The following is a 21,223-nucleotide window of genomic DNA, read 5'->3' on the forward strand; positions in this document are numbered from 1 at the left end:
GACAGACACCCGCTGAGGAGGATGCATGAGCGACGTCGCGACGAGCGAGGGTCTCGACTGGGCCACGGCCCGCGGGATGGGGGCTCTGGCCGAGAAGATGGGCATGGAGTTCGTCGAGTTCAGCGTCGATCGCTGCGTCGCGACGATGCCCGTCGAGGGCAACACTCAGCCCGTCGGTCTCATGCACGGCGGCGCGTACGTGGTGCTCGGAGAATCGCTCGGCTCGATGGCGGCGAACCTCCACGCCGGCGCCGGTCGGTTGGCGGTCGGCGTCGACATCAACGCCACCCACACGCGTTCGGCGACGTCCGGCGTCGTCACGGGCGTGTGCACACCGGTGCACCTGGGGCGGAGCATCACGGTTCACGAGATCGTCGTGACCGACGATCAGGGGCGCCGCTGCTCGACGATCCGCATCACGAACATGATCAAGGACGTTCCCGCCGCGCGCTGAGCGGTTCCTCCAGAAGCCGCTGGAACAGCAGGTGATCCTGCCACTCCCCCGCGATGCGGAGATACTTCGGCGCCAGCCCGATGCGTTCGAAGCCGTTTCCGAGCAGCACGCGCTGGGATCCGACGTTGTGCAGCAGCGTCGCGGCCTGCATCCGGTGCAGACGCAGCTCGACACGCGAATACTCCAGGACTTGTGCGACAGCGCGGCTCGCCAACCCTCTGCGCTGCCTTGCGGCATCGACCCAATAGCCGAGATCTGCGCTCCAGAACGCGCCGCGGACGATGTTGTTGATGTTCATCCGACCACGGATCTCACCGTCGTCCGACTCGATCACGAAACGGATGCTGCGACCTGACTCGGCGTCGGACAGACTCTCCTGAGCGTGACGCTCCTGCGAGGCGACGGTGAAGAACGACTCGTCGCGGAGCGGCTCCCACGGCGCGAGGTGATCCCGGTTCGACAGATACGCTCTCGAAAGCGCTGCACCGTCGCCGACGCGGACGGGTCGCAGGATGTGCTCGCCATCCAGCCGGAGGACTCCGGCGCTCACCGTTACTTCTTGGGGGCGAGCTGTTCGATGATCGCCTTGGCGACGTCCTGCATCGTCAGGCGGCGGTCCATGGACGCCTTCTGAATCCAGCGGAACGCCTCGGGCTCGCTCAGGCCCATCTTCTCGTTGAGCAGGCCCTTGGCCCGGTCGACGAGCTTGCGGGTCTCGAAACGCTCGACCATGTCGGCGACCTCGGCCTCGAGCGTGATGATCTGCTCGTGACGGGCGAGGGCGATCTCGATCGCGGGGAGGAGGTCGTTCGGCGTGAACGGCTTCACGACGTAGGCGAGTGCGCCCGCTTCGCTCGCCCGCTCGACGAGTTCCTTCTGGCTGAACGCCGTGAGGAGGACGACCGGCGCGATGTTGCCCTTGTGCAGCTTCTCGGCGGCGCTGATGCCGTCGAGCTGAGGCATCTTCACGTCCATGATGACGAGGTCGGGACGCAGCTCGGTCGCGAGTGCGACCGCGGTCTCTCCGTCACCGGCCTCACCGACGACATCGAAGCCGTTGTCGCGGAGGATCTCGACGATGTCGAGGCGGATCAGCGACTCATCCTCGGCGACGACGACGCGTCGCGGGGCGGATGACGTGGGCTGCTCGGCCTGCTCTTCTTGCTCTGTCACAGAACCATCCTAGTGGAGAGCTCTGTGAGCAGGCCGTAGGTGCTCGGTGCGGAGGATCGAACCCCTCCCCTGCGCTAAAGTCGTAGACGCGACACACGAGCCGGCGTGGCGGAATGGCAGACGCGGAGCACTCAAAATGCTTTGTCCGAAAGGGCGTGTGGGTTCGAGTCCCACCGCCGGCACACGAATTGCGATCCAGCGCTGCATCACGGGCTGGGGCTGGGGCGTGCTGCTCGTTCCCGCCGCAGCGGTTGCCTCGCGCTAAGACGTCCCCGGCCTATTCGGCGAGGACGGCCAGCTCGGCCAGGACGCGAGGGTGGGCGAGGATCCGGAAGTGCCCGCCCGTTTCAAGTCGGACGTTCTTCGCGCCCGCCAGCTCACTCCCCTCCGGGATGTGGGGATCGAACGCCGCATAGATCGACACGATCCGCTCATTGACCGTGAGCTGCCGGGCCATGTCCACGATCGACGGGTCTTCCGGGGAGAAGGCCCGCAGGGTGCGCGACAGCATCAGGCGGGCGTAGCGCGAGCCACCGAACGGCGTCGCGATGGCGAGCATCGACCGCACCCGCTCCCCCGCCGGACCGGTCATGACGAGCTTCCCCGCGAGCCCGCCCTTGCTGTGCGCGACGAGGATCACGTCGGAGAGCTCACGTCGCTCCAGGAACTCCGCCACGGCGGCGGCGATGTCGGCGACCGGTCGCTCGTTCCGATGAAGCGTGTCGACGATGTGCACGGCGTGCCCCTTCGCCCGCATCTGCTCCACGAGGGGCTGCATGAACTTCCACGTCTCGTACACTCCGGGGAGAACGACGATGTGCGCCCCGCTCCCTGAGGTGAAGCTCGCCGGATCGGTGCGATCGAACGTCGCGCGCACCTGCCAGTAACCTGCGTATGCGTAATCGGCGATCCACCAGGCGGCCTTCCTCAGCACGCCGATGATGTGCTCCCCCCGGTTGTTCGGCGCGCCGCGGATCGCGCGCTCGGCGGCCACGGCCCCACGGTGTTCGCCATGATGGCAGCAGCGACAGCGCGAGGAGCGGAGTGTTGCACGACGTGGTTACGCCCCGGGACCTCCACGAGCCGTGCAGCCCGCGCGGCATCGCGCAATCGACGACACCAAGCCCGACCTGCCACCGGGTCATCCCCGCCCCTGATCACCAGCACGGGCGGCTGCAGCTCGGCATAACGCTGCTCGGTCGGGTGCGCGATCATGTGCCGCGCCTGCTTCAGGTACCACGGGACTCCGCAGCGCAGATAGTCGGCGAACACGATCAGGTTGATGAGAGGTGTCTCGCCGAGCGTGTCGACGGCAAGTGCCCTGGCCTGAGCCATGAGGCTGCGATGGCGCTGGTCCACCACAGGGCCGATCGCGACGACCGCCTGCACGCGCTCCGGACGATGCAGGACGGCCTCAGCCGCCCACTGCGCGCCCATCGAATGCCCGACCACGATGATGCGCTCCTCCCCCAGTGAGGCGATCACCTCCGAGAGCGCTCGTCCCATCCGCCGTACATCGGGATCGTCGGAGGGCTTGGGCAGCCCCGCGAAGCCCGGCAGGTCCACGGACACCACGTGCGTGAGGTCGGCGAGAACGGCGTGCAACCGCGACAGGTAGCGATGCGACATCCCGATCCCGTGCACGAGCACGACGGAAGGAGAATCCGCACCCGGCGGCCGTCGGCTCTCCCAGAGCCCGAAGGTCATCCGGTCGGCGACGACGCGACGACAGGAAGGGCTCATGTTGTGAAGCTACCGCAACGTGGTGGAAATGGAGCACGGGGTTGACTGCCCCACCGCCGCACGACAAAGGGGGCGAGACCGAAGTCCCGCCCCCTCTGGATGCTGTGCGTCAGACGCCGGCCTTGTAGATCGGTGCTGCACCGCGGATCGCATCGCCGACCTTGTGCACGCGAAGGTCGTTCGTCGATCCGATGATTCCAGGAGGGGAACCGGAGATCACGACGACCTTGTCCCCTTCCTCGGCCAGCTTGTTGCCGAGCAGATACTCGTCGACCTGGTGATACATCAGGTCGGTGTGCTGCACCATGTCGACCAGGGTCGAGCGGATGCCCCACGTGAGCGCCATGCGACGGCGGATGTCGGGCTCCGGCGTGAAGGCGATCATCGGGATGCGCGAGCGCAGGCGCGACAGGCGACGTGCGGAGTCACCGGACTGTGTGAACACGCACAGGAACTTCGCGTCGACGAATTCGGCGACCTCGAGCGCTGCGAGGGTGATCGCACCACCCTGCGTGCGGGGCTTGCTCGTCAGCGGCGCGATGCGCTCCAGGCCGTGCTCCTCGGTGGAGGCGATGATCCGCGCCATGGTCTCGACGACCACGACCGGGTAGTCTCCGACGCTGGTCTCGCCGGAGAGCATGACCGCGTCCGCACCGTCGAGGACGGCGTTCGCGACGTCCGAGGTCTCGGCACGTGTGGGGACGGGGCTGCTGATCATCGACTCGAGCATCTGCGTCGCGACGATGACCGGCTTGGCGTTGCGGCGTGCGAGCTCGACTGCGCGCTTCTGGACGATCGGCACGGCCTCGAGCGGAAGCTCGACACCGAGGTCGCCACGGGCGACCATGATCGCGTCGAAAGCATCGACGATCTCCTCGAGCGCATCGACGGCCTGCGGCTTCTCGACCTTGGCGATGACGGGGACGCGAACGCCCTCCTCCGCCATGATCTCGTGCACGCGGGTGACGTCGGAGGCATTGCGGACGAACGACAGGGCGATGAGGTCGGCGCCGATGCGCAGGCCCCAACGGAGGTCATCCTCGTCCTTCTCGCTGAGTGCGGGAACGTTCACGGCGACACCCGGAAGGTTGATGCCCTTGTTGTTGGACACGGCACCGGCGACGATGACCTTCGTCGTCACGGTCACGCCATCGGTCTCGACGACCTCGACGCGCACCTTGCCGTCGTCGATCAGAAGGAAGTCGCCCGGCTTGACGTCTTGGGGAAGCCCCTTGAACGTGGTGCCGCTGATCTCCTTGTTGCCGATGATGTCTTCGGTGGTGATCTTGAAGATGTCGCCCTTGGCGAGCTCGTACGGGCCGCCCTCGAACTTTCCGAGGCGGATCTTCGGTCCCTGCAGGTCGACGAGGATGGCGACCGCACGGCCGGCGTCCTCTGCGGCACGACGCACGTTGGCGTAGTTGTTCTCGTGCACGGAGTAGTCACCGTGGCTGAGGTTCAATCGAGCGACATCCACCCCCGCGTCGATCAGTGCACGCACCGTCTCGTATGTCGAGGTGGCGGGGCCCAGGGTGGCGACGATTTTCGCGCGTCTCAAAGAATTCTCCAGGGTAGAAGTTGGGGGAAGGTGAATCAGGCGACGGTGCCGGCCTCAGCCTACGCGGGCTGGAGACCGATCGCGACATCACTCGGGCGCACCGGCTCGGGAAGAACCGTGGTGCCCATCAGGAACCGATCGACGTTCGCAGCGGCCGCGCGCCCCTCGGCGATGGCCCAGACGATGAGCGACTGGCCGCGCCCCGCGTCGCCGGCGACGAATACGCCGGGAACAGTCGACTCGTAGCTGGAGTCGCGACGGAAAGCACCACGGTCGGTGACCTGCGGAAGCGTCTCCTCCGTGTATCCGTCCTGCTCCGGCCCGGTGAAGCCCATGGCGATCAGGATCAGGTCGGCCGGGATCTCGCGCTCCGTGCCGCTCTTGGGCACGCGACGGCCGTCGATGTACTCGGTCTCGGCCACGCGCAGTGCGCGGACCTCACCCACTTCGTTGGCGAGAAACTCGACGGTCGACGCGAGGAAGACCCGCTCGCCGCCTTCCTCATGCGCCGAGGAGACCTCGAAGAGCGTCGGCATCATCGGCCACGGCTGGTGGTCGGGACGCGCGTCTCCCGGCTGCTTGCCGATCGCGAGGTTGGTGACGCTGAGCGCGCCCTGACGGTGCGCGGTGCCGATGCAGTCGGCTCCGGTGTCGCCGCCGCCGATCACGATGACGTGCTTGCCCTCGGCGCTGATCTGGTCGGTGACCTTGTCACCGGCGACCGCGTGGTTCGACTCGACCAGGTACTCCATGGCGAAGTGGACCCCATCGAGGTCGCGTCCGGGGATCGCGAGGTCACGTGGCACGGTCGAGCCGGTCGCGATGACGACTGCGTCGTAGCGGGCCCGCAGGTCGGCCCACGAGATGTCCTTGCCGATCTCGACGCCCGCGCGGAAGCGCGTGCCCTCCTCCTGCATCTGACGCAGGCGCGACTCGAGCTGCGACTTCTCCATCTTGAAGTCCGGGATGCCGTAGCGCAGCAGTCCGCCGATGCGGTCGTCGCGCTCGAAGACCGCGACGGTGTGACCGGCGCGGGTCAGCTGCTGAGCGGCGGCGAGACCCGCGGGCCCCGAGCCGACGACCGCGACCGTCTTGCCGGTCAGGCGCTCCGGCGGCTCCGCCTCGACCCAGCCCTTCGCGAAGGCCTCGTCGATGATCGAGACCTCGATCTGCTTGATGGTCACGGCGGGCTGGTTGATTCCGAGCACGCACGAGCTCTCGCACGGTGCGGGGCACAGGCGCCCCGTGAACTCCGGGAAGTTGTTCGTGGCGTGCAGCCGCTCGATCGCCTCGCGACCCTCGCCACGCCACGTCAGGTCGTTCCACTCGGGGATCAGGTTGCCCAGCGGGCAGCCCTGGTGGCAGAACGGCACGCCGCAATCCATGCAGCGACCGGCCTGGCGACGCAGCACCTGCTTGTCGCCGGGCTCATAGACCTCTTTCCAGTCCATGATGCGCACGGGCACGGGACGACGGGCGGGAAGCTCCCGCTCGGTCACCTTCAAAAAGCCTTTGGGGTCAGCCACCGGTCACCTCCAGGATGCGGTTCCACACGATGTCGCCGTCGGGGTCGATCCCCTCGGCCAGCGCCTCCTCGCGCATGCTCCGCACGGCGGCGAAGTCACGAGGCAGCACCTTGACGAACTCTGCAGCGGTCTGCTCGAAATTCTCGAGCAGCTCGGATGCTCGCGGCGAGGCCGTGCGTTCGACGTGCGCGACCAGCAGGCTGCGCAGCACCTCGAGGTCGGCACGGTCGAGCGGTTCGAGCAGGAGCTCTCCGCTGCCGAGCGACTGCGCGTTCACCTTGCTGGTGTCGAGCGCGTGGACGTAGGCCACTCCCCCGGACATGCCGGCGCCGAAGTTGCGTCCGGTCGAGCCCAGGATCACGGCGAGTCCGCCGGTCATGTACTCCAGCGCGTGGTCGCCCACGCCCTCGACGACCGCGGTCGCACCCGAGTTGCGGACGAGGAACCGCTCGCCGACGACGCCCGAGATGAACATCGTCCCGGAGGTCGCGCCGTAGCCGATCACGTTGCCGGCGATCACGTTCTCGTGCGGAGCGATCGCAGAACCGCGCGGCGGACGGATCGTGATGTCGCCACCGGAGAGTCCCTTGCCGACGTAGTCGTTCGCGTCGCCCTCCAGGCGCAGCACGATCCCCGGCGGGAGGAACGCCCCGAGCGACTGTCCGGCGGTGCCGTGCAGCGTGACGTCGATGGTGCCCTCGGGTAGACCGGCGGCGCCGTGCCGGGAGGTCACCTGGTGACCGAGCATCGTGCCGACCGCACGCTCGGTGTTGGCGATGGGAAGCTCGACCACGACCGGGTCGCCGTTGAGCAGCGCACCCTTCGCGATGTCGATCAGTTGCACGTCGAAGTGCTTCTCGAGCTCGTGATCCTGCGTGCGGCCGCTGCGACGCGGCTCGCCCGCCGGGAACACCGGGCCTTCGAGCACGGGCGTCAGATCAAGGCCCTCGGCCTTCCAGTGCTCGACCGCAGCATTCACCTCGATGAGGTCGGCACGGCCGATGATCTCGTCGAGCGAACGGTAGCCGAGCTCCGCGAGCAGCTCACGCACCTCCTCGGCGATGAACTCCATGAAGTTGACGACGAACTCCGGCTTGCCGGTGAACCGCTCACGCAGCACCGGGTTCTGGGTCGCGACGCCCACGGGGCACGTGTCGAGGTGGCAGACGCGCATCATGATGCAGCCGCTGACGACGAGCGGAGCTGTGGCGAAACCGAACTCCTCCGCACCCAGCAGAGCGCCGATGATCACATCGCGGCCCGTTTTGAGCTGTCCGTCGACCTGCACCACGACGCGGTCGCGCATGCCGTTGAGCATGAGCGTCTGCTGCGTCTCGGCGAGACCGAGCTCCCACGGCGTTCCGGCGTGCTTGAGCGAGTTCAAGGGGCTCGCACCCGTTCCGCCGTCGTGGCCGGAGACCAGGATGACGTCACTGAGCGCCTTGGCCACACCCGCGGACACCGCACCGATACCCGACTGGCTCACGAGCTTCGTGTGGATGCGCGCCTCGGGGTTCGCCCGCTTCAGGTCGAAGATGAGTTGCTTGAGGTCTTCGATCGAGTAGATGTCGTGGTGCGGCGGGGGCGAGATGAGTCCCACGCCGGCCGTCGCGTGACGGGTGCGCGCCACCCACGGATACACCTTGGTCGGAGGCAGCTGACCGCCCTCGCCGGGCTTGGCACCCTGGGCGAGCTTGATCTGGATGTCGTCCGACTCTGTGAGGTACAGGCTGGTCACGCCGAAGCGTCCGGAAGCCACCTGCTTGATCGAGCTGCGGCGCTGCGGGTCGAGCAGCCGGTCCGGATCCTCGCCGCCCTCGCCGGTGTTCGACTTGCCGCCGATGCTGTTCATCGCGATCGCGAGGGTCTCGTGCGCCTCGCGCGAGATGGAGCCGTAGCTCATCGCGCCCGTGGAGAAGCGCTTGACGATGGCGGAGACGGGCTCGACCTCGTCCAGCGGCACGGGCTTGCGGGTTCCGGTGCGCAGCTGGAACAGGCCGCGGAGCGTCTTCAGCTCGGCTGCCTGCTCGTCGACGAGCTTCGTGTACTCGCGGAAGATGTCGTATCGCCGCGTGCGGGTCGAGTGCTGCAGCTTGAACACCGTCTCCGGGTTGAAGAGGTGCGGGGAGCCGTCGCGCCGCCACTGGTACTCGCCGCCGGTCCACAGACGCTCGTGCGCGCGGGCAGCGGCATCCTCCGGGTAGGCGTAATCGTGACGCGCCTGGTTCTCGGCGAAGATCTCTTCGATGCCGATACCGCCGAGCTTGGACTCGGTGCGCGTGAAGTAGGCGTCGATGAACTCCTGGCTGAGACCGATCGCCTCGAACACCTGGGCCCCCGCATACGACGACACCGTGGAGATGCCCATCTTCGACATGATCTTCAGCACACCCTTGCCGAGCGCGTAGATCAGGTTCTTGACAGCCTTCTCCGGAGAGATCCCGGTGATGTAACCGGTGCGCACCAGGTGCTCGACCGACTCCATCGCCAGATACGGGTTGACGGCGGAGGCGCCGTAGCCGATCAGCGTCGCGACGTGGTGCACCTCGCGCACATCGCCGGCTTCGACGATCAGGCCGACCTTCATCCGGTTCTCACGGCGGATGAGGTGATGGTGGATCGCAGAGACCATGAGCAGCGATGGGATCGGCGTCAGGTCCTTGTTCGAGTCCCGGTCGGACAGGATGATGAACTCGGTGCCGTTCTCGATCGCTTCGTCGACCTCGGCGCACATCTCGGTGAGCCGGTCCTGCAGCGTCTGGGGGCCCGCGTCGAAGTGGTAGAGACCGCGGATCGTCGCACTCGACCGACCGGGCATGGCCTTGTCGATGTGGCGGATCTTGGCGAGCTCGTCGTTGTCGATCACGGGGAAGTCGAGCGACACGGTACGCGTGTGCTCCGGTCCCCAGGAGAGCAGGTTGCTCTCGGGGCCCAGGCCCAGCTTGAGGCTTGTGACCACCTCTTCGCGGATCGAATCCAGGGGCGGGTTCGTGACCTGCGCGAACTGCTGCGTGAAGTAGTCGAACAGCAGGCGCGGACGCTTGCTGAGCACGGCGATCGGGGTGTCGGACCCCATCGCGCCGAGCGGCTCGACACCGTTCTGCCCCATCGGGGTGAGGAGGATGCGGACCTCTTCCTCGGTGTATCCGAACGTGCGCTGACGACGGGTGATCGATGCCGGCGGGTGCACGATGTGCTCGCGCTCGGGGAGCTCCGCGAGCCGCACGGCGCCGGCATCCAGCCACTCCTGCCACGGGTGCATCGTGGCGAGGTCGTGCTTGATCTCGCTGTCTTCGACGATGCGACGCTGCGAGGTGTCGACCAGGAACATCTTCCCGGGCTGCAGGCGGCCGCGACGCTTGATGCGCTCGGGCTCGAACTGCAGTACGCCGGTCTCGGAGCCGATCACGACCAGGCCGTCGGTCGTCTCGGTCCAGCGCCCGGGGCGGAGGCCGTTGCGGTCGAGCGTGGCACCGACGAGCGTGCCGTCGGTGAAGATGAGGGCTGCCGGACCGTCCCAGGGCTCCATCTGGTTGGAGTGGTACTCGTAGAACGAACGCAGCTCCGGCGTGATGTCGGCCTGCTTCTCGTACGCCTCCGGGACCATCATCATGATGGCGTGCGGCAGGCTCCGGCCCGTGAGGGTCAGCAGTTCCAGGACCTCGTCGAACGAGGCGGAGTCGCTCGCGCCGTCGGTGCAGATCGGGAGCAGCGGTGCGATGTCGCCGAGCAGCTCGGACTCGAGCTGCGATTGCCGGGCCCGCATCCAGTTGCGGTTTCCGCCGACCGTGTTGATCTCGCCGTTGTGGGCGAGCATCCGCAGCGGCTGTGCGAGCGGCCACGACGGGAACGTGTTGGTCGAGTAGCGGGAGTGCACGACGGCCAGCTCGGACGCGAAGCGCTCATCCTGCAGGTCGGGGTAGAACGGCTCGAGCTGCAGGGTCGTGACCATGCCCTTGTACCCGAGCGTGCGGGCCGAGAGGGAGACGAAGTAGGCACCGAGCTCGTGGCCGGCGCGCTTGCGCAGCCGGTAGGCGACCCGGTCGAGGGCGATGCCCGTGAGCGGTGCATCGGTGTGGGTCGCTCCGCCGGCGCTGACGAACAGCTGCTCGAAGGCGGGACGCGCCTCATCGGCGAGCTTGCCGAGGTTCTCGTTGGCGGTGGGGACCTCGCGCCAGCCGAGAACGCGGAGTCCCTCGGAACGGGCGATCTTCTCGATCCCGGCCTTCTGCTGGCGGCGCTCGCTCGAATCGCGAGGCAGGAAGGCCAACCCAGCGGCGTACTCCCCCACGGGCGGCAGTTCGAAGCCGACGACTGCGCGGAGGAATGCATCGGGCATCTGCGTCAGGATGCCGGCGCCGTCCCCGGTGCCCGCGTCGGAGCCGATGGCTCCGCGGTGCTCCAGGTTGCGCAGGGCCTCGAGGGCCAACGCGATGATGTCGTGCCCGGCTTCGCCGCGCAAGGTCGCGACCATGGCGAGGCCGCAGGCGTCCTTTTCGAACGCCGGGTTGTACATGCCCTGCTTCGGGGGGTAGGCGCCGGATGCGCCGTAGGGTGGCTGGAAGTACACCAGTTACCGTCCTCAGATCTTCAGTGAAACCCGGGGACGACGTCGGCCCGCTCGTTCAGTGCAATGGTTCTCCCGCCACGAGGTGGCGTTGTTATCGGGAGCCGTCCTCGCTCGTGGAAGCAGTGCTTGTGGCAGTGGCTCCTGCGGTGACTTCCTCGGTCGGAGGCTCGCTCACGTCCACGAAGTCAGAGGGATTGTTCTGCGATTGTACATCAGCGTCGGCGTCGACCTTTTCGCGGCCCGGCTGGTAGGGCGACGGCTCGAGACCGGGGTGACGACGCGTCTGCACGACGAGGATCACGAGTCCGACGACCACGCCGATGATCGCGGCCCAGACGTTGCTGCGCAGCCCCAGGATGATCTCGCTCGGATCGATGCGGATCGACTCCCAGACGATGCGACCGGCGCTGTACCAGATGAGGTAGATCGCGAACAGGCGGCCCCACTGGAAGAAGAGCTTGCGACCGAGCCACAGGAGCACCAGCACGCCCAGGCCGTTCCAGATCACCTCGTACAGGAAGGTCGGATGGAACAGCGTGCCTTCCGGCAGGCCCGCCGGGAATGCCGAGTTCGTCGACTCGATCTCCAGCCCCCACGGCAGGTCGGTGGGAAGGCCGAAGAGCTCGTGGTTGAACCAGTTGCCGAAGCGACCCATGGCCTGAGCCAGCAGCAGGCCGGGCGCCAGAGCGTCGGCGAACGTCCAGAAGCGGATGCCCGTCCAGCGGCAGCCGAGGTAGGCGCCGATCGCGCCGCCGATGAGGGCGCCGAAGATCGCGATCCCGCCCTCCCAGATGGCCCACACCGAGCCGGGCTCGAACGGGTTCCAGGTGTTCCTTCCCTCGCCGAAGTAGAAGTTCGGGTGGGTCAGCACATGGAAGATGCGGGCACCGATGATGGCCAGCGGCACCGCGAGGATCGAGATGTCGATCACGACCCACGGCTCCGCTCCGCGCTTGGTGAGGCGGTGATTGGTCAGGATCGTCGCAGCGATGATGCCCGCGATGATGCACAGCGCGTAGAAGTGGATCCGTACGGGTCCGAGGTCGAAGTACGACACCGGAGGGCTCGGGATGCTGGCGAGCACGCTGGTGACGGTGCTGGGGAACGCGAGTGACATGAGTGCGATTCTAGTTCTCGGTATCGGGGCGGGCCGACGAAGTGCCGGCAGCCAGGTTTCGGGTGACCTCGGCGAGGGCGGGGACGCCGCCGTCACGAAGGGCGCGGACCAGTGCGGTTCCGACGATCGCGCCGTCGGCGTACTCGGAAACCCCCGCGATCTGCTCGGCGGTGGAGATGCCGATTCCCACGCAGGCGCGATGAGCCCCGTGCGCCCGGAGGCGGCCGACCAGGGTGCGGGCGGCGCGGTCGAGTTCGGCTCGCTCCCCCGTGATCCCCATGGTCGAGACCGTGTACACGAAGCCGGTGGACGACTTCACGACGAGTTCGAGGCGCTCGTCGGAGGAGGTGGGCGCCGCCAGGAACACGCGGTCGAGACCTGTCCGCTCACTGGCGGCGATCCACTCCCCTGCCGCGTCCGGGGTGATGTCGGGCGTGATCAGGCCCGCGCCGCCCGCGGCGAGCAGGTCGTCGGCGTAGCGGTCGACTCCGTACTGCATGACCGGGTTCCAGTACGTCATCACGAGGACGGGCACGTCGGTGGCTGCGGTGATCGCACGGATCGCCGTGAACAGGTCGGCCATCCGGAACCCCGCGGCGAGAGCCGTGGTGGTCGCCTCCTGGATGATCGCGCCGTCCATCACCGGGTCGCTGTAGGGCGGGCCCAGCTCGATGATGTCGACGCCGTTCTCGGCCAGGGCGATGGCGGCCTGGATACTCGTCTGAAGATCGGGGAACCCGACGGGAAGGTAGCCGACGAAGGCGCTGCGACCGGCATCCTGTGCGCGCTGGATCGCCTGTTCGACGCGACTCATAGCTGCGGCTCCCCCTTCGAGGCCGTGTCTTCGGCCTCGCTCTCCTCGGCGACATCGTGCGCGAGAGCGGCTTCGTCGTAGAGCTCGAAGTAGCGCGCAGCCGTGTCCATGTCCTTGTCCCCGCGGCCGGAGAGGCAGATCGCGATGAGCCCGTCCGGCCCGAGCTCGCGGCCGATCCGCAACGCGCCGGCGAGGGCGTGGGCCGACTCGATGGCCGGGATGATGCCCTCGGTGCGGCTGAGCAGTCGCAGCGCCTGCATCGCCTCGTCATCGGTCGCCGGGATGTACTCCGCACGGCCGATGTCGGCGAGCCATGAGTGCTCGGGTCCGACGCCCGGGTAGTCGAGGCCGGCGGAGATCGAGTGCGACTCGATCGTCTGGCCGTCTTCGTCTTGCAGCACGTAGGTCTTGGCCCCGTGCAGGACTCCCGGTCGTCCGCGCTCGATCGACGCGGCGTGCTTCTCGGTGTCGACGCCGTCACCGGCCGCCTCCACGCCGTAGAGCTTGACGCCCTCGTCATCGAGGAACGCATCGAACATGCCGATCGCGTTGGACCCGCCGCCCACGCATGCGACGACGGCATCGGGAAGCCGACCGACCTCGTCGAGCAGCTGCGCGCGGGCTTCTTCGCCGATGATCTTCTGGAAATCGCGGACCATCGCCGGGAACGGGTGCGGTCCTGCGGCGGTACCGAAGATGTAGTTGGTGGTCTCGACCGACGCCACCCAGTCTCGGTAGGCGTCGTTGATCGCGTCTTTCAGGGTGCGCGAACCGGAGGTGACCGGGATGACCTCCGCACCGAGCAGGCGCATGCGGGCGACGTTGAGCGCCTGACGCTCCGTGTCGACCTCGCCCATGTAGATCGTGCAGTCCAGGCCGAACAGGGCGGCGGCGGTTGCGGTGGCGACACCGTGCTGACCGGCACCCGTCTCGGCGATCACGCGCGTCTTGCCGAGTCGCTTGGTGAGCAGCGCCTGGCCGAGCACGTTGTTGATCTTGTGGGAGCCCGTATGGTTCAGGTCTTCACGCTTGAGGAAGACGCGCGCACCACCGGCGTGCTCGGCGAACCGCGGCACCTCGGTGATCGCCGACGGGCGGCCCGCGTACGAGCTCAGAAGGTGTGCGAGCTCGTCCCGGAAGGCCGGGTCGACGATCGCCTCCTCGTACGCGACGGTCAGCTCGTCGATCGCGGCGATGAGCGATTCGGGCATGAAGCGCCCGCCGAACTCGCCGAAGAAGGGGCCGTGCTGGTCGCGCAGGCTCATCATGCCTCCAGGAAACTCTTGAGGGTGGCGACCGGATCGCCGGTCACGAGTGCCTCGCCGATCAGGACGACGTCGGCGCCGGCGGAGCGGTAGTGCACGACGTCGGCGGGCGTGAGCACCGCGGATTCGGCGATCTTGACCGCGGTCTCCGGGATGCGCTCGACCAGGCGTCCGAACAGGTCGCGATCGAGCTCGAGGGTCTTCAGATCGCGTGCGTTCACACCGATCAACGGCGCCCCCAGGTCGATCGCGGCTTCGAGCTCATCGGCCGAATGCGTCTCGACGAGCGGCGTCATGCCCAGCTCGCCGATGAAGCCGAACAGGTCGCGGAGGACATCGTGTTCGAGACCGGCGACGATCAGCAGCACCAGATCGGCACCCGCAGCGCGAGCCTCGAGCACCTGATAGCGGGTGGCGATGAAGTCCTTGCGAAGCACCGGCAGCGAGACGCGGGCCGTGACGGCTTCGAGGTCGGCCAGGCTGCCGCCGAAGCGACGTTCCTCGGTGAGCACGCTGATGGCGGACGCTCCACCCGTCTCGTACAGGGATGCCTGAAGAGCAGGGTCAGGGATCTCGGCGAGTGCACCGCGCGAGGGGCTGGCGCGCTTGACCTCCGCGATGATCTTGACGCTGTCGGCGGGCGCGAGGAACGAAAGGGCGTCCTTGGCGGCCGGGCGCGCGAGTGCTGCCCGCTCGACGGCCTCCAGCGGGCGCGACAGAGCGCGACGCTCAGCGTCTGCGACTGCGCCGGCCGTCAGGTCGGCGAGGACCATTAGTGCGCCTTCGGAGCGTACTTCGGACCCTTCACGCCGTAGCCGGCCTTGGCCAGGGCCCAGCCCACGATCGCACCGATCGGGATGAGCGCGACCGAGATGATCACGAGGGTGGGCTGCTCGAAGCAGAATGCGACGGTGGCGGCGGCGACGCCGACCAGCATGATCACGACGGCGGTCCAGGCTGCAGGTGAGTGTCCGTGGCCGGGATCGGCGATCGGGTTGGTCATGTTCTCCTCCGGGGGGACGACGTGCAGTTCGGAATCAGTCTATCGGGGTCAACGCGTCGGATCGGTTCCCCGGGACAGCTCGTCCCAGGAATCGACCGCGTCCACGGGGGCGTCGTGGGCGGCCTCGACGTGGTCGGTGCGGTAGCGCCGGCCGCCGGCCTTCCACGCCCGCCAGGTCGTGAGGACCACCACGGATGCGGCGAGCAGGATAACCCATCCGACGAGAGCGATGTACGGCCAGGCCGAGGGGACGATGCTCGTGACGACCTCGTGGACCGCTCCACCGCCGGCGAGCCCCGTGACCTCGGTCACGGTCGCGGCGACGGCGTCGAAAGGCTCGGTCAGGAGCAGCTGGATCGTCGACCAGCCGAGGAACAGCGCCGTCGCGGCCGCGAGCACGCCGAAGATGAGGCGCACGACCTTGCCGGAGATGGCGAGTGCCGCTCCGAGGGCGAGCACCGCGAGACTGAGGGGGGCGAGCAGCACAAGGGCCGAGGCTCCCGGGACCAGGATCGCCTCGCCCGCATCGGCACGCTCGACCGTCAGCCAGGTCTGGGTCGACGAGATGATGCCGATGGCACCGGCGAGCAGGAAGCCGGAGACGGAGAGAGAGCGACCGCGCTGTGCGAAGGTCATGCCTGAGCCGTCCCGGTCGTCGCCTCGAGGTCGGTCGTGTCGAAACAGGTGCGCGTGCCGGTGTGGCAGGCGGGGCCGGTCTGGGCGACCAGGAGCAGGATGGCATCGCCGTCGCAGTCGAGACGCGCCTCGTGCACGACCTGGATGTGTCCCGACGTGTCGCCCTTGCGCCAGTACTCCTGGCGGGACCGCGACCAGTAGGTGGCCCGCCCAGACGTCAGGGTGCGCCGCAGCGCCTCGGCATCCACCCACGCGAGCATCAGCACCTCGTGCGTGTCGAACTGCTGGACGATCACCGGTGCCAGTCCATCGGCGTTGAACGCGACCTGCGCGATGCGTTCTTCCACGGAGGTCATCGGACCACCACTCCTTCTGCGCGAAGGGCCTCTTTTACGTCGCCGACCGTGAGTGCCCCCGTGTGGAAGACGCTCGCTGCGAGGACTGCATCGGCCCCGGCCTTGATGGCCGGCGCGAAATCGGACACCTGACCTGCACCGCCCGACGCGATGACGGGAACGGAAGCTGCTTCCCGCATGAGCCGCACGAGCTCGAGGTCGAAGCCGTCCCGCGTGCCGTCGGCATCGATCGAGTTGACCAGCAGCTCGCCGGCCCCCCGTTCGACGGCCTCTCGCGCCCAGGCGACCGCGTCGAGGGTGGTCTGTGTGCGACCGCCGTGTGTGGTGACGACGAAACCGGAGGGCGTGGTCCCCGCCCGCTTCACGTCGAGTGACAGGACGAGCACCTGCGCGCCGAAGCGGTCGGCGATCTCGCCGATCAGCTCGGGGCGCGCGATGGCGGCCGAGTTGACTCCGACCTTGTCGGCGCCGACCGAGAGGAGCCGGGCGACGTCCTCGGCGCTGCGCACTCCCCCGCCGACCGTGAGCGGCACGAAGACCTGCTCCGCGGTGCGCTGCACGACGTCATAGGTCGTGGCGCGCGCATCGACCGTTGCCGTCACGTCGAGGAATGTGATCTCGTCGGCGCCCTGCGCCGCATAGTGCCTAGCGAGTTCGACCGGGTCGCCCATGTCACGCAGGTTCTCGAAGTTCACGCCCTTGACCACACGGCCCTCGGCCACATCCAGACACGGGATGACACGGCTGGCGAGTGTCATCAGAGCCTCGCGTTGTGGATGGCAGTGACCAGGATGGCGCGGGCGCCGAGCGCGTAGAGCGCATCCATCACAGGATTCACGCGGGTGCGAGCGACCATGACGCGCACGGCCACCCATTCCGGATCCCGCAGCGGTGAGACGGTCGGCGACTCGACGCCACCGGCGATCTTCACGGCCTCGTCGAGCAGAGCTGCCGGCAGGTCGTAGTCGATCATGACGAAACGACGAGCCACCATGACACCGCGAAGCCGGCGCAGAAGCGTCTCGGCGCCCTCGGCATCGGCGGGACCGGCGATGAGCACGGCCTCCGATTGAAGGATGACCGGGCCGAAGACCTCGAGTCCAGCCTGACGGAGTGTGGTCCCCGTCTCGACGACATCGGCCACCGCGTCGGCGACACCGAGACGGACGGCCGACTCGACCGCTCCGTCGAGCGGAACCAGGTCTACGGCGATGTCGCGTTCGTCGAGGAACGCGTCGACCAATCCGGGATAGGAGGTGGCGATGCGCAACCCGTCGAGCTCGGCCACATCGGTGTAGCGGCCGGTGGGTGCCGCGAAGCGGAACGTGGAGCCGGCGAACCCGAGCGCCTCGATCTCGCGTGCGCCCGGCATGCGGGCGTCGAGCAGCAGGTCACGACCGGTGATGCCCACATCGATCGCGCCGGAGCCGACATAGGTCGCGATGTCCTTGGGACGCAGGAAGAAGAACTCGACGTCGTTCTCGGCGTCGATGACATGGAGGGTCTTGGGGTCGCGGCGGCCCGCATAACCCGCCTCGGAGAGCATGTCGGCGGCTGTCTCGGAGAGCGAGCCCTTGTTGGGAACGGCGATGCGCAGCATGGAGTTGCTTTCAGTTCGAGAGGAGAGGAACGGAGCGCATCACAGATGTCGGTAGACGTCTTGCAGGCTGAGGCCTTTCGCGAGCATCATCACCTGGACGTGATAGAGCAGCTGCGAGATCTCCTCGGCGGCTGCCTCGTCGGACTCGTACTCCGACGCCATCCACACCTCGGCGGCCTCTTCGACGATCTTCTTGCCGATCGTGTGCACGCCGCCGTCGAGCTCCGCGACCGTGCCCGATCCTTCGGGACGGGTCTCGGCCTTGACGCTGAGCTCGGCGAACAGCTCGTCGAAAGTCTTCACGATTCCAGGTTACCGGCTCTGGCGAGGTCTCTCAGCCGGGTGACGGCCGCTTCGATGTCGTCGGCACCGTACACGGCCGAACCGGCCACGAAGGTGTCGGCCCCGGCAGCGGCGGCATGCTCGATCGTGCTGTCCGAGATTCCACCGTCGACCTGGAGCCAGACGGACGAGCCGCGCCGACGCGCCTCCTCGGCGAGGGAACGCAGCTTCGGCATCGTCTCGGGCATGAAGCTCTGTCCCCCGAATCCCGGCTCGACCGTCATCACGAGGATCTGATCGAACTCGTCGAGCACCTCGAAGAGCGACTCGACCGGGGTCCCCGGCTTCACCGCGACGCCGGCGCGGGAACCGATGTCGCGCAGTCGACGGGCGAGGGCAACGGGATCGGCGGCCGCCTCGAGGTGGAACGTGACGCTCGCCGCACCGATCTCGGCATATTCCGGTGCCCAGCGTTCCGGATCTGTGATCATCAGGTGCACGTCGAGCGGGATGGGGCTGGTCGCTTGGATGCGCTCGACCATCTGCGGCCCGAACGTCAGGTTCGGGACGAAGTGGTTGTCCATCACATCGACGTGCGCGAAGTCCGCTGTCGCGATGCGGGCGAGATCCGCCTGCATGTTCACGAAGTCGGCGGCGAGGATGCTCGGGTTGATGCGCGGCGCGCGAGGCAGATCCACGGTCCTAGTCTTCCTTCTCTGCGGTGATGACGGGTGCGGAGCGCTGCAGGAGCGCGAGGAACATGGCATCGGTGCCGTGCCGGTGCGGCCAGAGCTGAGCGCTGCCGGAGCCGGATCGACCCTCGGTCGCGAGGTCGATCGGCGACCGGGAGACGTCGGCGACCGCTGCACGCGCGTCGAGTTCGACGATGTCGCCGCGGCCGCGCAGCACCTCCTGCACGACCCCCGTGGTCTCGGCCAGATGCGGTGAGCACGTGACGTACGCGACGATCCCGCCCGGAGCGAGTGCGTCGAGGGCGGCCGAGAGCAGCTCCACCTGGAGCGGCACGAGCTCGGCGACGTCGGCGGGCGACTTGCGCCAGCGCGCCTCGGGGCGACGACGCAGCGCGCCGAGTCCCGTGCACGGCGCGTCCACGAGGATCCGGTCGAACTCACCGGGCCGAGAAGCCGCGAGGGCGCGACCGTCCTGCTCGTGCACCACGATCTCGCCGGGAACTGCGCGGAGCGCCTTGCGCACCAGGCGCGCTCGGACGGGGACGACCTCGTTGGCCTCGAGGGTGACGTCTTCCCGGAGCGCGATCGCCGCCAGGAGCGCGGTCTTCCCTCCCGGACCGGCGCAGAGATCGAGCCAGCGCTCCCCCGCTGTGATGGGCGAGACACCGGCCAGGGCGAGCGCGACGAGCTGCGAGCCCTCGTCCTGCACCCGGACCGTGCCGCCTGAGGCCTCGACCGACAGACGCGGATCGCCACCGGGAGACGCGAACGCCGTCGGTGCGTAGGGCAGACGGGGCTCGCCGGGCTCCGCGAGGCCGGGCAGGGCGACGAGCGTCACGTCTGGCGAGGCGTTGTCGGCGTCGAGGAGGGCGTCGAGCTCGGCGTCGCGCCCCTCCGCAGCGAGGGCTCGACGGAGGGCCCGGATGACCCAGACCGGGTGCGCGGAGCGCAGCGCCAGGCGCTCGTCGTCGGAGCGGGCGTGCTCTTCGACGCGCTCCTGCCAGGCCTCGGCCGAATCCCGGGTGATGCGCCGCAGAACCGCGTTCGCGAAACTCGATGCTCCCCGACCGGACTCCACGGCGACCAGATTCACGGATTCGTTCACCGCGGCGTGCGAGGCGACACGTGTCGCGACCAGCTGGTGCACGGCGAGCCGGAGCGCATCGAGAACCGCGGGATCGATGCTGTCGGTCGAGCGATCGGCCGCCGAGGCGATGATCGCGTCATAGGTTCCGAGCCGTCGCAGGGTGCCGTATGTCAGTTCGGTCGCGAGCGCCGCGTCCTGGGGGGTGAGCTTCGCCTCGGCGATCGCCGAGGGAAGCACGAGGTTCGCGTAGGCATCGGTCTCGGATACCGCACGCAGCACGTCGTACGCCACGCGTCTCGCGGGCTGCACGGTACGAGCGGGACCGCGCTGACCGCTGCGCTGTCCCTCCGCAGAGCCTTGCGCACCACGAGGTCGACCGTTGGACGGCGGGCGTCGACGGTCCCGTCGCTCGTCGCTCATGATCCGGCCACCAGGTCGTCGCCCCCGCGCAGACCGCGCCACCAGTCGACCGCGTTCATCGGTCCCTTGCCCGCAGGCTGCACCCTGGTGACGGAGAGCGGCGCGGTGCCCGTGCCGATGTGGAGGGCAGTCTTGGTGCCCCGGAGACGCCCGGGCGGCAGCGATTCGGCATCCGGTGCGGGAACCGCCTCGAGCACCTTGAGGGGCTGACCGGCGATGGTCGTGTGCGCACCCGGTTCAGGGGTCACACCACGGAACCTCGCGAACACGGCGTCGAGCGACTGGTTCCAATCGAGCAGCCCGTCGGCGAGCGTGAGCTTGGCGGCGAAGGTCGGCTCACCCTCCTGGGACACCGCCCGAGCCGTGCCCGCCGCGATCCCCGATACCACCTCAGCGGTGAGCTCTGCTCCGTCCAGCGCGAGCGCCTCGAGCGCCTCACCTGCAGTCGCCGTCTCGGGAACGTCGACCTCGCGGGTGGCGAAGACATCGCCGGCATCGAGCTCGGCGACGAGCTGGAAGACGCTCGCTCCGAGCACCCGATCCCCCGCGATGAGCGCACGCTGCACCGGAGCGGCGCCGCGCCATGCAGGCAACAGCGAGAAGTGGAGGTTGATCCACCCGGCAGTCGGGGCGGAGAGCAATGGCTCGCGCACCAGCCCGCCGTACGCGACGATCACTCCGAGTTCGACCTGCAGCGCCGAGATCTCGGCCGTCGCGGCGTCGTCGAGCCGCGCGGTCTTGATCACGGGGAGACCGAGTTCGAGAGCGGCCTGGGCGACCGGGGACGGCGTCAGCACCCGCCGTCGGCCGAGCGGGGCATCGGGCCGCGTGACGACCGCGGCGATGTCATGCGAGGTCGCGAGACGTCGCAGGGTGGGCACGGCGGCAGCGGGTGTGCCGGCGAAGACGAGGCGCATGAAGGTTCTC

21 protein-coding genes and 1 tRNA gene are annotated in these 21,223 nt (G+C 68.2%); 2 read left to right on the top strand and 20 right to left on the bottom strand.

Annotated features, from left to right (window positions below):
• Positions 1-25: 25 nt before the first annotated feature.
• Positions 26-454 (top strand): hotdog fold thioesterase, encoded by a 429-nt coding sequence (locus ACFC14_RS14615; RefSeq protein ID WP_136043926.1) that lies wholly within the window; start codon positions 26-28, stop codon positions 452-454.
• On the opposite strand, the gene ACFC14_RS14620 is transcribed toward ACFC14_RS14615, so the two are convergent.
• Together ACFC14_RS14620 and ACFC14_RS14625 are read right to left on the bottom strand one after the other, a co-directional pair.
• Positions 429-1,004 carry a GNAT family N-acetyltransferase gene (locus ACFC14_RS14620; protein ID WP_376105890.1) on the bottom strand — a complete coding sequence of 192 codons (576 nt, stop codon included), beginning with the start codon at positions 1,002-1,004 and terminating at the stop codon, positions 429-431. The genes ACFC14_RS14615 and ACFC14_RS14620 overlap by 26 nt on opposite strands.
• A 2-nt stretch (positions 1,005-1,006) precedes the next feature.
• The gene (locus ACFC14_RS14625; protein ID WP_017830602.1) at positions 1,007-1,627 is read right to left on the bottom strand and encodes an ANTAR domain-containing response regulator; all 621 of its coding nucleotides are present in this window, start codon (positions 1,625-1,627) and stop codon (positions 1,007-1,009) included.
• A gap of 99 nt (positions 1,628-1,726) precedes the next feature.
• Here ACFC14_RS14625 and ACFC14_RS14630 point away from each other — a divergent pair.
• A tRNA-Leu gene (locus tag ACFC14_RS14630) sits at positions 1,727-1,809 on the top strand.
• Between the two features lie 95 nt (positions 1,810-1,904).
• Here ACFC14_RS14630 and ACFC14_RS14635 read toward each other — a convergent pair.
• The 18 genes from ACFC14_RS14635 to fmt all read right to left on the bottom strand — a co-directional run bounded on the left by ACFC14_RS14635 (position 1,905) and on the right by fmt (position 21,213).
• On the bottom strand, positions 1,905-2,621 hold the full coding sequence (locus ACFC14_RS14635) for an esterase/lipase family protein (protein ID WP_376105895.1): 717 nt from the start codon (positions 2,619-2,621) through the stop codon (positions 1,905-1,907).
• Complete coding sequence (locus ACFC14_RS14640) at positions 2,555-3,370, bottom strand: alpha/beta fold hydrolase (protein ID WP_376105898.1); 816 nt, start codon at positions 3,368-3,370, stop codon at positions 2,555-2,557. Before ACFC14_RS14640 ends, ACFC14_RS14635 begins: the two co-directional genes overlap by 67 nt.
• A 109-nt stretch (positions 3,371-3,479) precedes the next feature.
• The gene (gene pyk / locus ACFC14_RS14645; protein WP_376105901.1) at positions 3,480-4,928 is read right to left on the bottom strand and encodes a pyruvate kinase; all 1,449 of its coding nucleotides are present in this window, start codon (positions 4,926-4,928) and stop codon (positions 3,480-3,482) included.
• 59 nt (positions 4,929-4,987) lie between these two features.
• Positions 4,988-6,454 (bottom strand): glutamate synthase subunit beta, encoded by a 1,467-nt coding sequence (locus ACFC14_RS14650; RefSeq protein WP_376105904.1) that lies wholly within the window; start codon positions 6,452-6,454, stop codon positions 4,988-4,990.
• Positions 6,447-10,970: a glutamate synthase large subunit gene (gene gltB / locus ACFC14_RS14655; RefSeq protein ID WP_376107212.1), complete on the bottom strand. Its 4,524-nt coding sequence runs from the start codon at positions 10,968-10,970 to the stop codon at positions 6,447-6,449. The genes ACFC14_RS14650 and gltB overlap by 8 nt, the downstream gene beginning before the upstream one ends.
• Positions 10,971-11,115: 145 nt before the next feature.
• On the bottom strand, positions 11,116-12,141 hold the full coding sequence (gene lgt, locus ACFC14_RS14660) for a prolipoprotein diacylglyceryl transferase (RefSeq protein WP_376105907.1): 1,026 nt from the start codon (positions 12,139-12,141) through the stop codon (positions 11,116-11,118).
• A gap of 10 nt (positions 12,142-12,151) precedes the next feature.
• Positions 12,152-12,955: a tryptophan synthase subunit alpha gene (trpA, locus tag ACFC14_RS14665; protein ID WP_376105909.1), complete on the bottom strand. Its 804-nt coding sequence runs from the start codon at positions 12,953-12,955 to the stop codon at positions 12,152-12,154.
• Positions 12,952-14,220, bottom strand: coding sequence for a tryptophan synthase subunit beta (gene trpB / locus ACFC14_RS14670; protein ID WP_376107215.1), 1,269 nt, complete (start codon positions 14,218-14,220; stop codon positions 12,952-12,954). The genes trpA and trpB overlap by 4 nt, the downstream gene beginning before the upstream one ends.
• A complete protein-coding gene (trpC, locus tag ACFC14_RS14675; protein ID WP_376105912.1) occupies positions 14,220-14,993 on the bottom strand; it encodes an indole-3-glycerol phosphate synthase TrpC in 774 nt (257 codons plus the stop codon). Before trpC ends, trpB begins: the two co-directional genes overlap by 1 nt.
• Positions 14,993-15,223, bottom strand: a complete 231-nt coding sequence (locus tag ACFC14_RS14680) for an HGxxPAAW family protein (protein ID WP_376105915.1) — start codon at positions 15,221-15,223, stop codon at positions 14,993-14,995. Before ACFC14_RS14680 ends, trpC begins: the two co-directional genes overlap by 1 nt.
• A 48-nt stretch (positions 15,224-15,271) precedes the next feature.
• Positions 15,272-15,859, bottom strand: coding sequence for a Trp biosynthesis-associated membrane protein (locus ACFC14_RS14685; RefSeq protein ID WP_376105918.1), 588 nt, complete (start codon positions 15,857-15,859; stop codon positions 15,272-15,274).
• Complete coding sequence (gene hisI, locus ACFC14_RS14690; protein WP_136043936.1) at positions 15,856-16,215, bottom strand: phosphoribosyl-AMP cyclohydrolase; 360 nt, start codon at positions 16,213-16,215, stop codon at positions 15,856-15,858. The genes ACFC14_RS14685 and hisI overlap by 4 nt, the downstream gene beginning before the upstream one ends.
• Positions 16,212-16,973, bottom strand: coding sequence for an imidazole glycerol phosphate synthase subunit HisF (gene hisF / locus ACFC14_RS14695; RefSeq protein WP_376105922.1), 762 nt, complete (start codon positions 16,971-16,973; stop codon positions 16,212-16,214). The genes hisI and hisF overlap by 4 nt, the downstream gene beginning before the upstream one ends.
• The gene (gene hisG, locus ACFC14_RS14700; RefSeq protein WP_376105925.1) at positions 16,973-17,815 is read right to left on the bottom strand and encodes an ATP phosphoribosyltransferase; all 843 of its coding nucleotides are present in this window, start codon (positions 17,813-17,815) and stop codon (positions 16,973-16,975) included. The genes hisF and hisG overlap by 1 nt, the downstream gene beginning before the upstream one ends.
• A gap of 39 nt (positions 17,816-17,854) precedes the next feature.
• Complete coding sequence (locus ACFC14_RS14705; protein WP_017202142.1) at positions 17,855-18,118, bottom strand: phosphoribosyl-ATP diphosphatase; 264 nt, start codon at positions 18,116-18,118, stop codon at positions 17,855-17,857.
• Positions 18,115-18,795, bottom strand: a complete 681-nt coding sequence (rpe, locus tag ACFC14_RS14710; RefSeq protein WP_376105929.1) for a ribulose-phosphate 3-epimerase — start codon at positions 18,793-18,795, stop codon at positions 18,115-18,117. Before rpe ends, ACFC14_RS14705 begins: the two co-directional genes overlap by 4 nt.
• A gap of 4 nt (positions 18,796-18,799) precedes the next feature.
• Entirely contained in the window at positions 18,800-20,296 is a 1,497-nt protein-coding gene (locus ACFC14_RS14715; RefSeq protein ID WP_376105932.1) for an RsmB/NOP family class I SAM-dependent RNA methyltransferase, read from the bottom strand.
• Positions 20,293-21,213, bottom strand: coding sequence for a methionyl-tRNA formyltransferase (fmt, locus tag ACFC14_RS14720; protein WP_376105935.1), 921 nt, complete (start codon positions 21,211-21,213; stop codon positions 20,293-20,295). Before fmt ends, ACFC14_RS14715 begins: the two co-directional genes overlap by 4 nt.
• Between the last annotated feature and the right edge of the window lie 10 nt (positions 21,214-21,223).

This window comes from Microbacterium sp. NPDC055988 (assembly GCF_042269505.1).
In the GTDB taxonomy this organism is placed as follows: domain Bacteria; phylum Actinomycetota; class Actinomycetes; order Actinomycetales; family Microbacteriaceae; genus Microbacterium.

Bases quoted from the DNA above. Each gene is read 5' to 3' on its own strand.
- ACFC14_RS14615 (WP_136043926.1), top strand. From the start codon at position 26: ATGAGCGACGTCGCGACGAGCGAGGGTCTCGACTGGGCCACGGCCCGC.
- ACFC14_RS14640 (WP_376105898.1), bottom strand. From the start codon at position 3,370: ATGAGCCCTTCCTGTCGTCGCGTCGTCGCCGACCGGATGACCTTCGGG.
- gltB (WP_376107212.1), bottom strand. From the start codon at position 10,970: ATGTACAACCCGGCGTTCGAAAAGGACGCCTGCGGCCTCGCCATGGTC.
- lgt (WP_376105907.1), bottom strand. From the start codon at position 12,141: ATGTCACTCGCGTTCCCCAGCACCGTCACCAGCGTGCTCGCCAGCATC.
- trpA (WP_376105909.1), bottom strand. From the start codon at position 12,955: ATGAGTCGCGTCGAACAGGCGATCCAGCGCGCACAGGATGCCGGTCGC.
- trpB (WP_376107215.1), bottom strand. From the start codon at position 14,220: ATGAGCCTGCGCGACCAGCACGGCCCCTTCTTCGGCGAGTTCGGCGGG.
- trpC (WP_376105912.1), bottom strand. From the start codon at position 14,993: ATGGTCCTCGCCGACCTGACGGCCGGCGCAGTCGCAGACGCTGAGCGT.
- ACFC14_RS14680 (WP_376105915.1), bottom strand. From the start codon at position 15,223: ATGACCAACCCGATCGCCGATCCCGGCCACGGACACTCACCTGCAGCC.
- ACFC14_RS14685 (WP_376105918.1), bottom strand. From the start codon at position 15,859: ATGACCTTCGCACAGCGCGGTCGCTCTCTCTCCGTCTCCGGCTTCCTG.
- hisI (WP_136043936.1), bottom strand. From the start codon at position 16,215: ATGACCTCCGTGGAAGAACGCATCGCGCAGGTCGCGTTCAACGCCGAT.
- hisF (WP_376105922.1), bottom strand. From the start codon at position 16,973: ATGACACTCGCCAGCCGTGTCATCCCGTGTCTGGATGTGGCCGAGGGC.
- hisG (WP_376105925.1), bottom strand. From the start codon at position 17,815: ATGCTGCGCATCGCCGTTCCCAACAAGGGCTCGCTCTCCGAGACAGCC.
- ACFC14_RS14715 (WP_376105932.1), bottom strand. From the start codon at position 20,296: ATGAGCGACGAGCGACGGGACCGTCGACGCCCGCCGTCCAACGGTCGA.
- fmt (WP_376105935.1), bottom strand. From the start codon at position 21,213: ATGCGCCTCGTCTTCGCCGGCACACCCGCTGCCGCCGTGCCCACCCTG.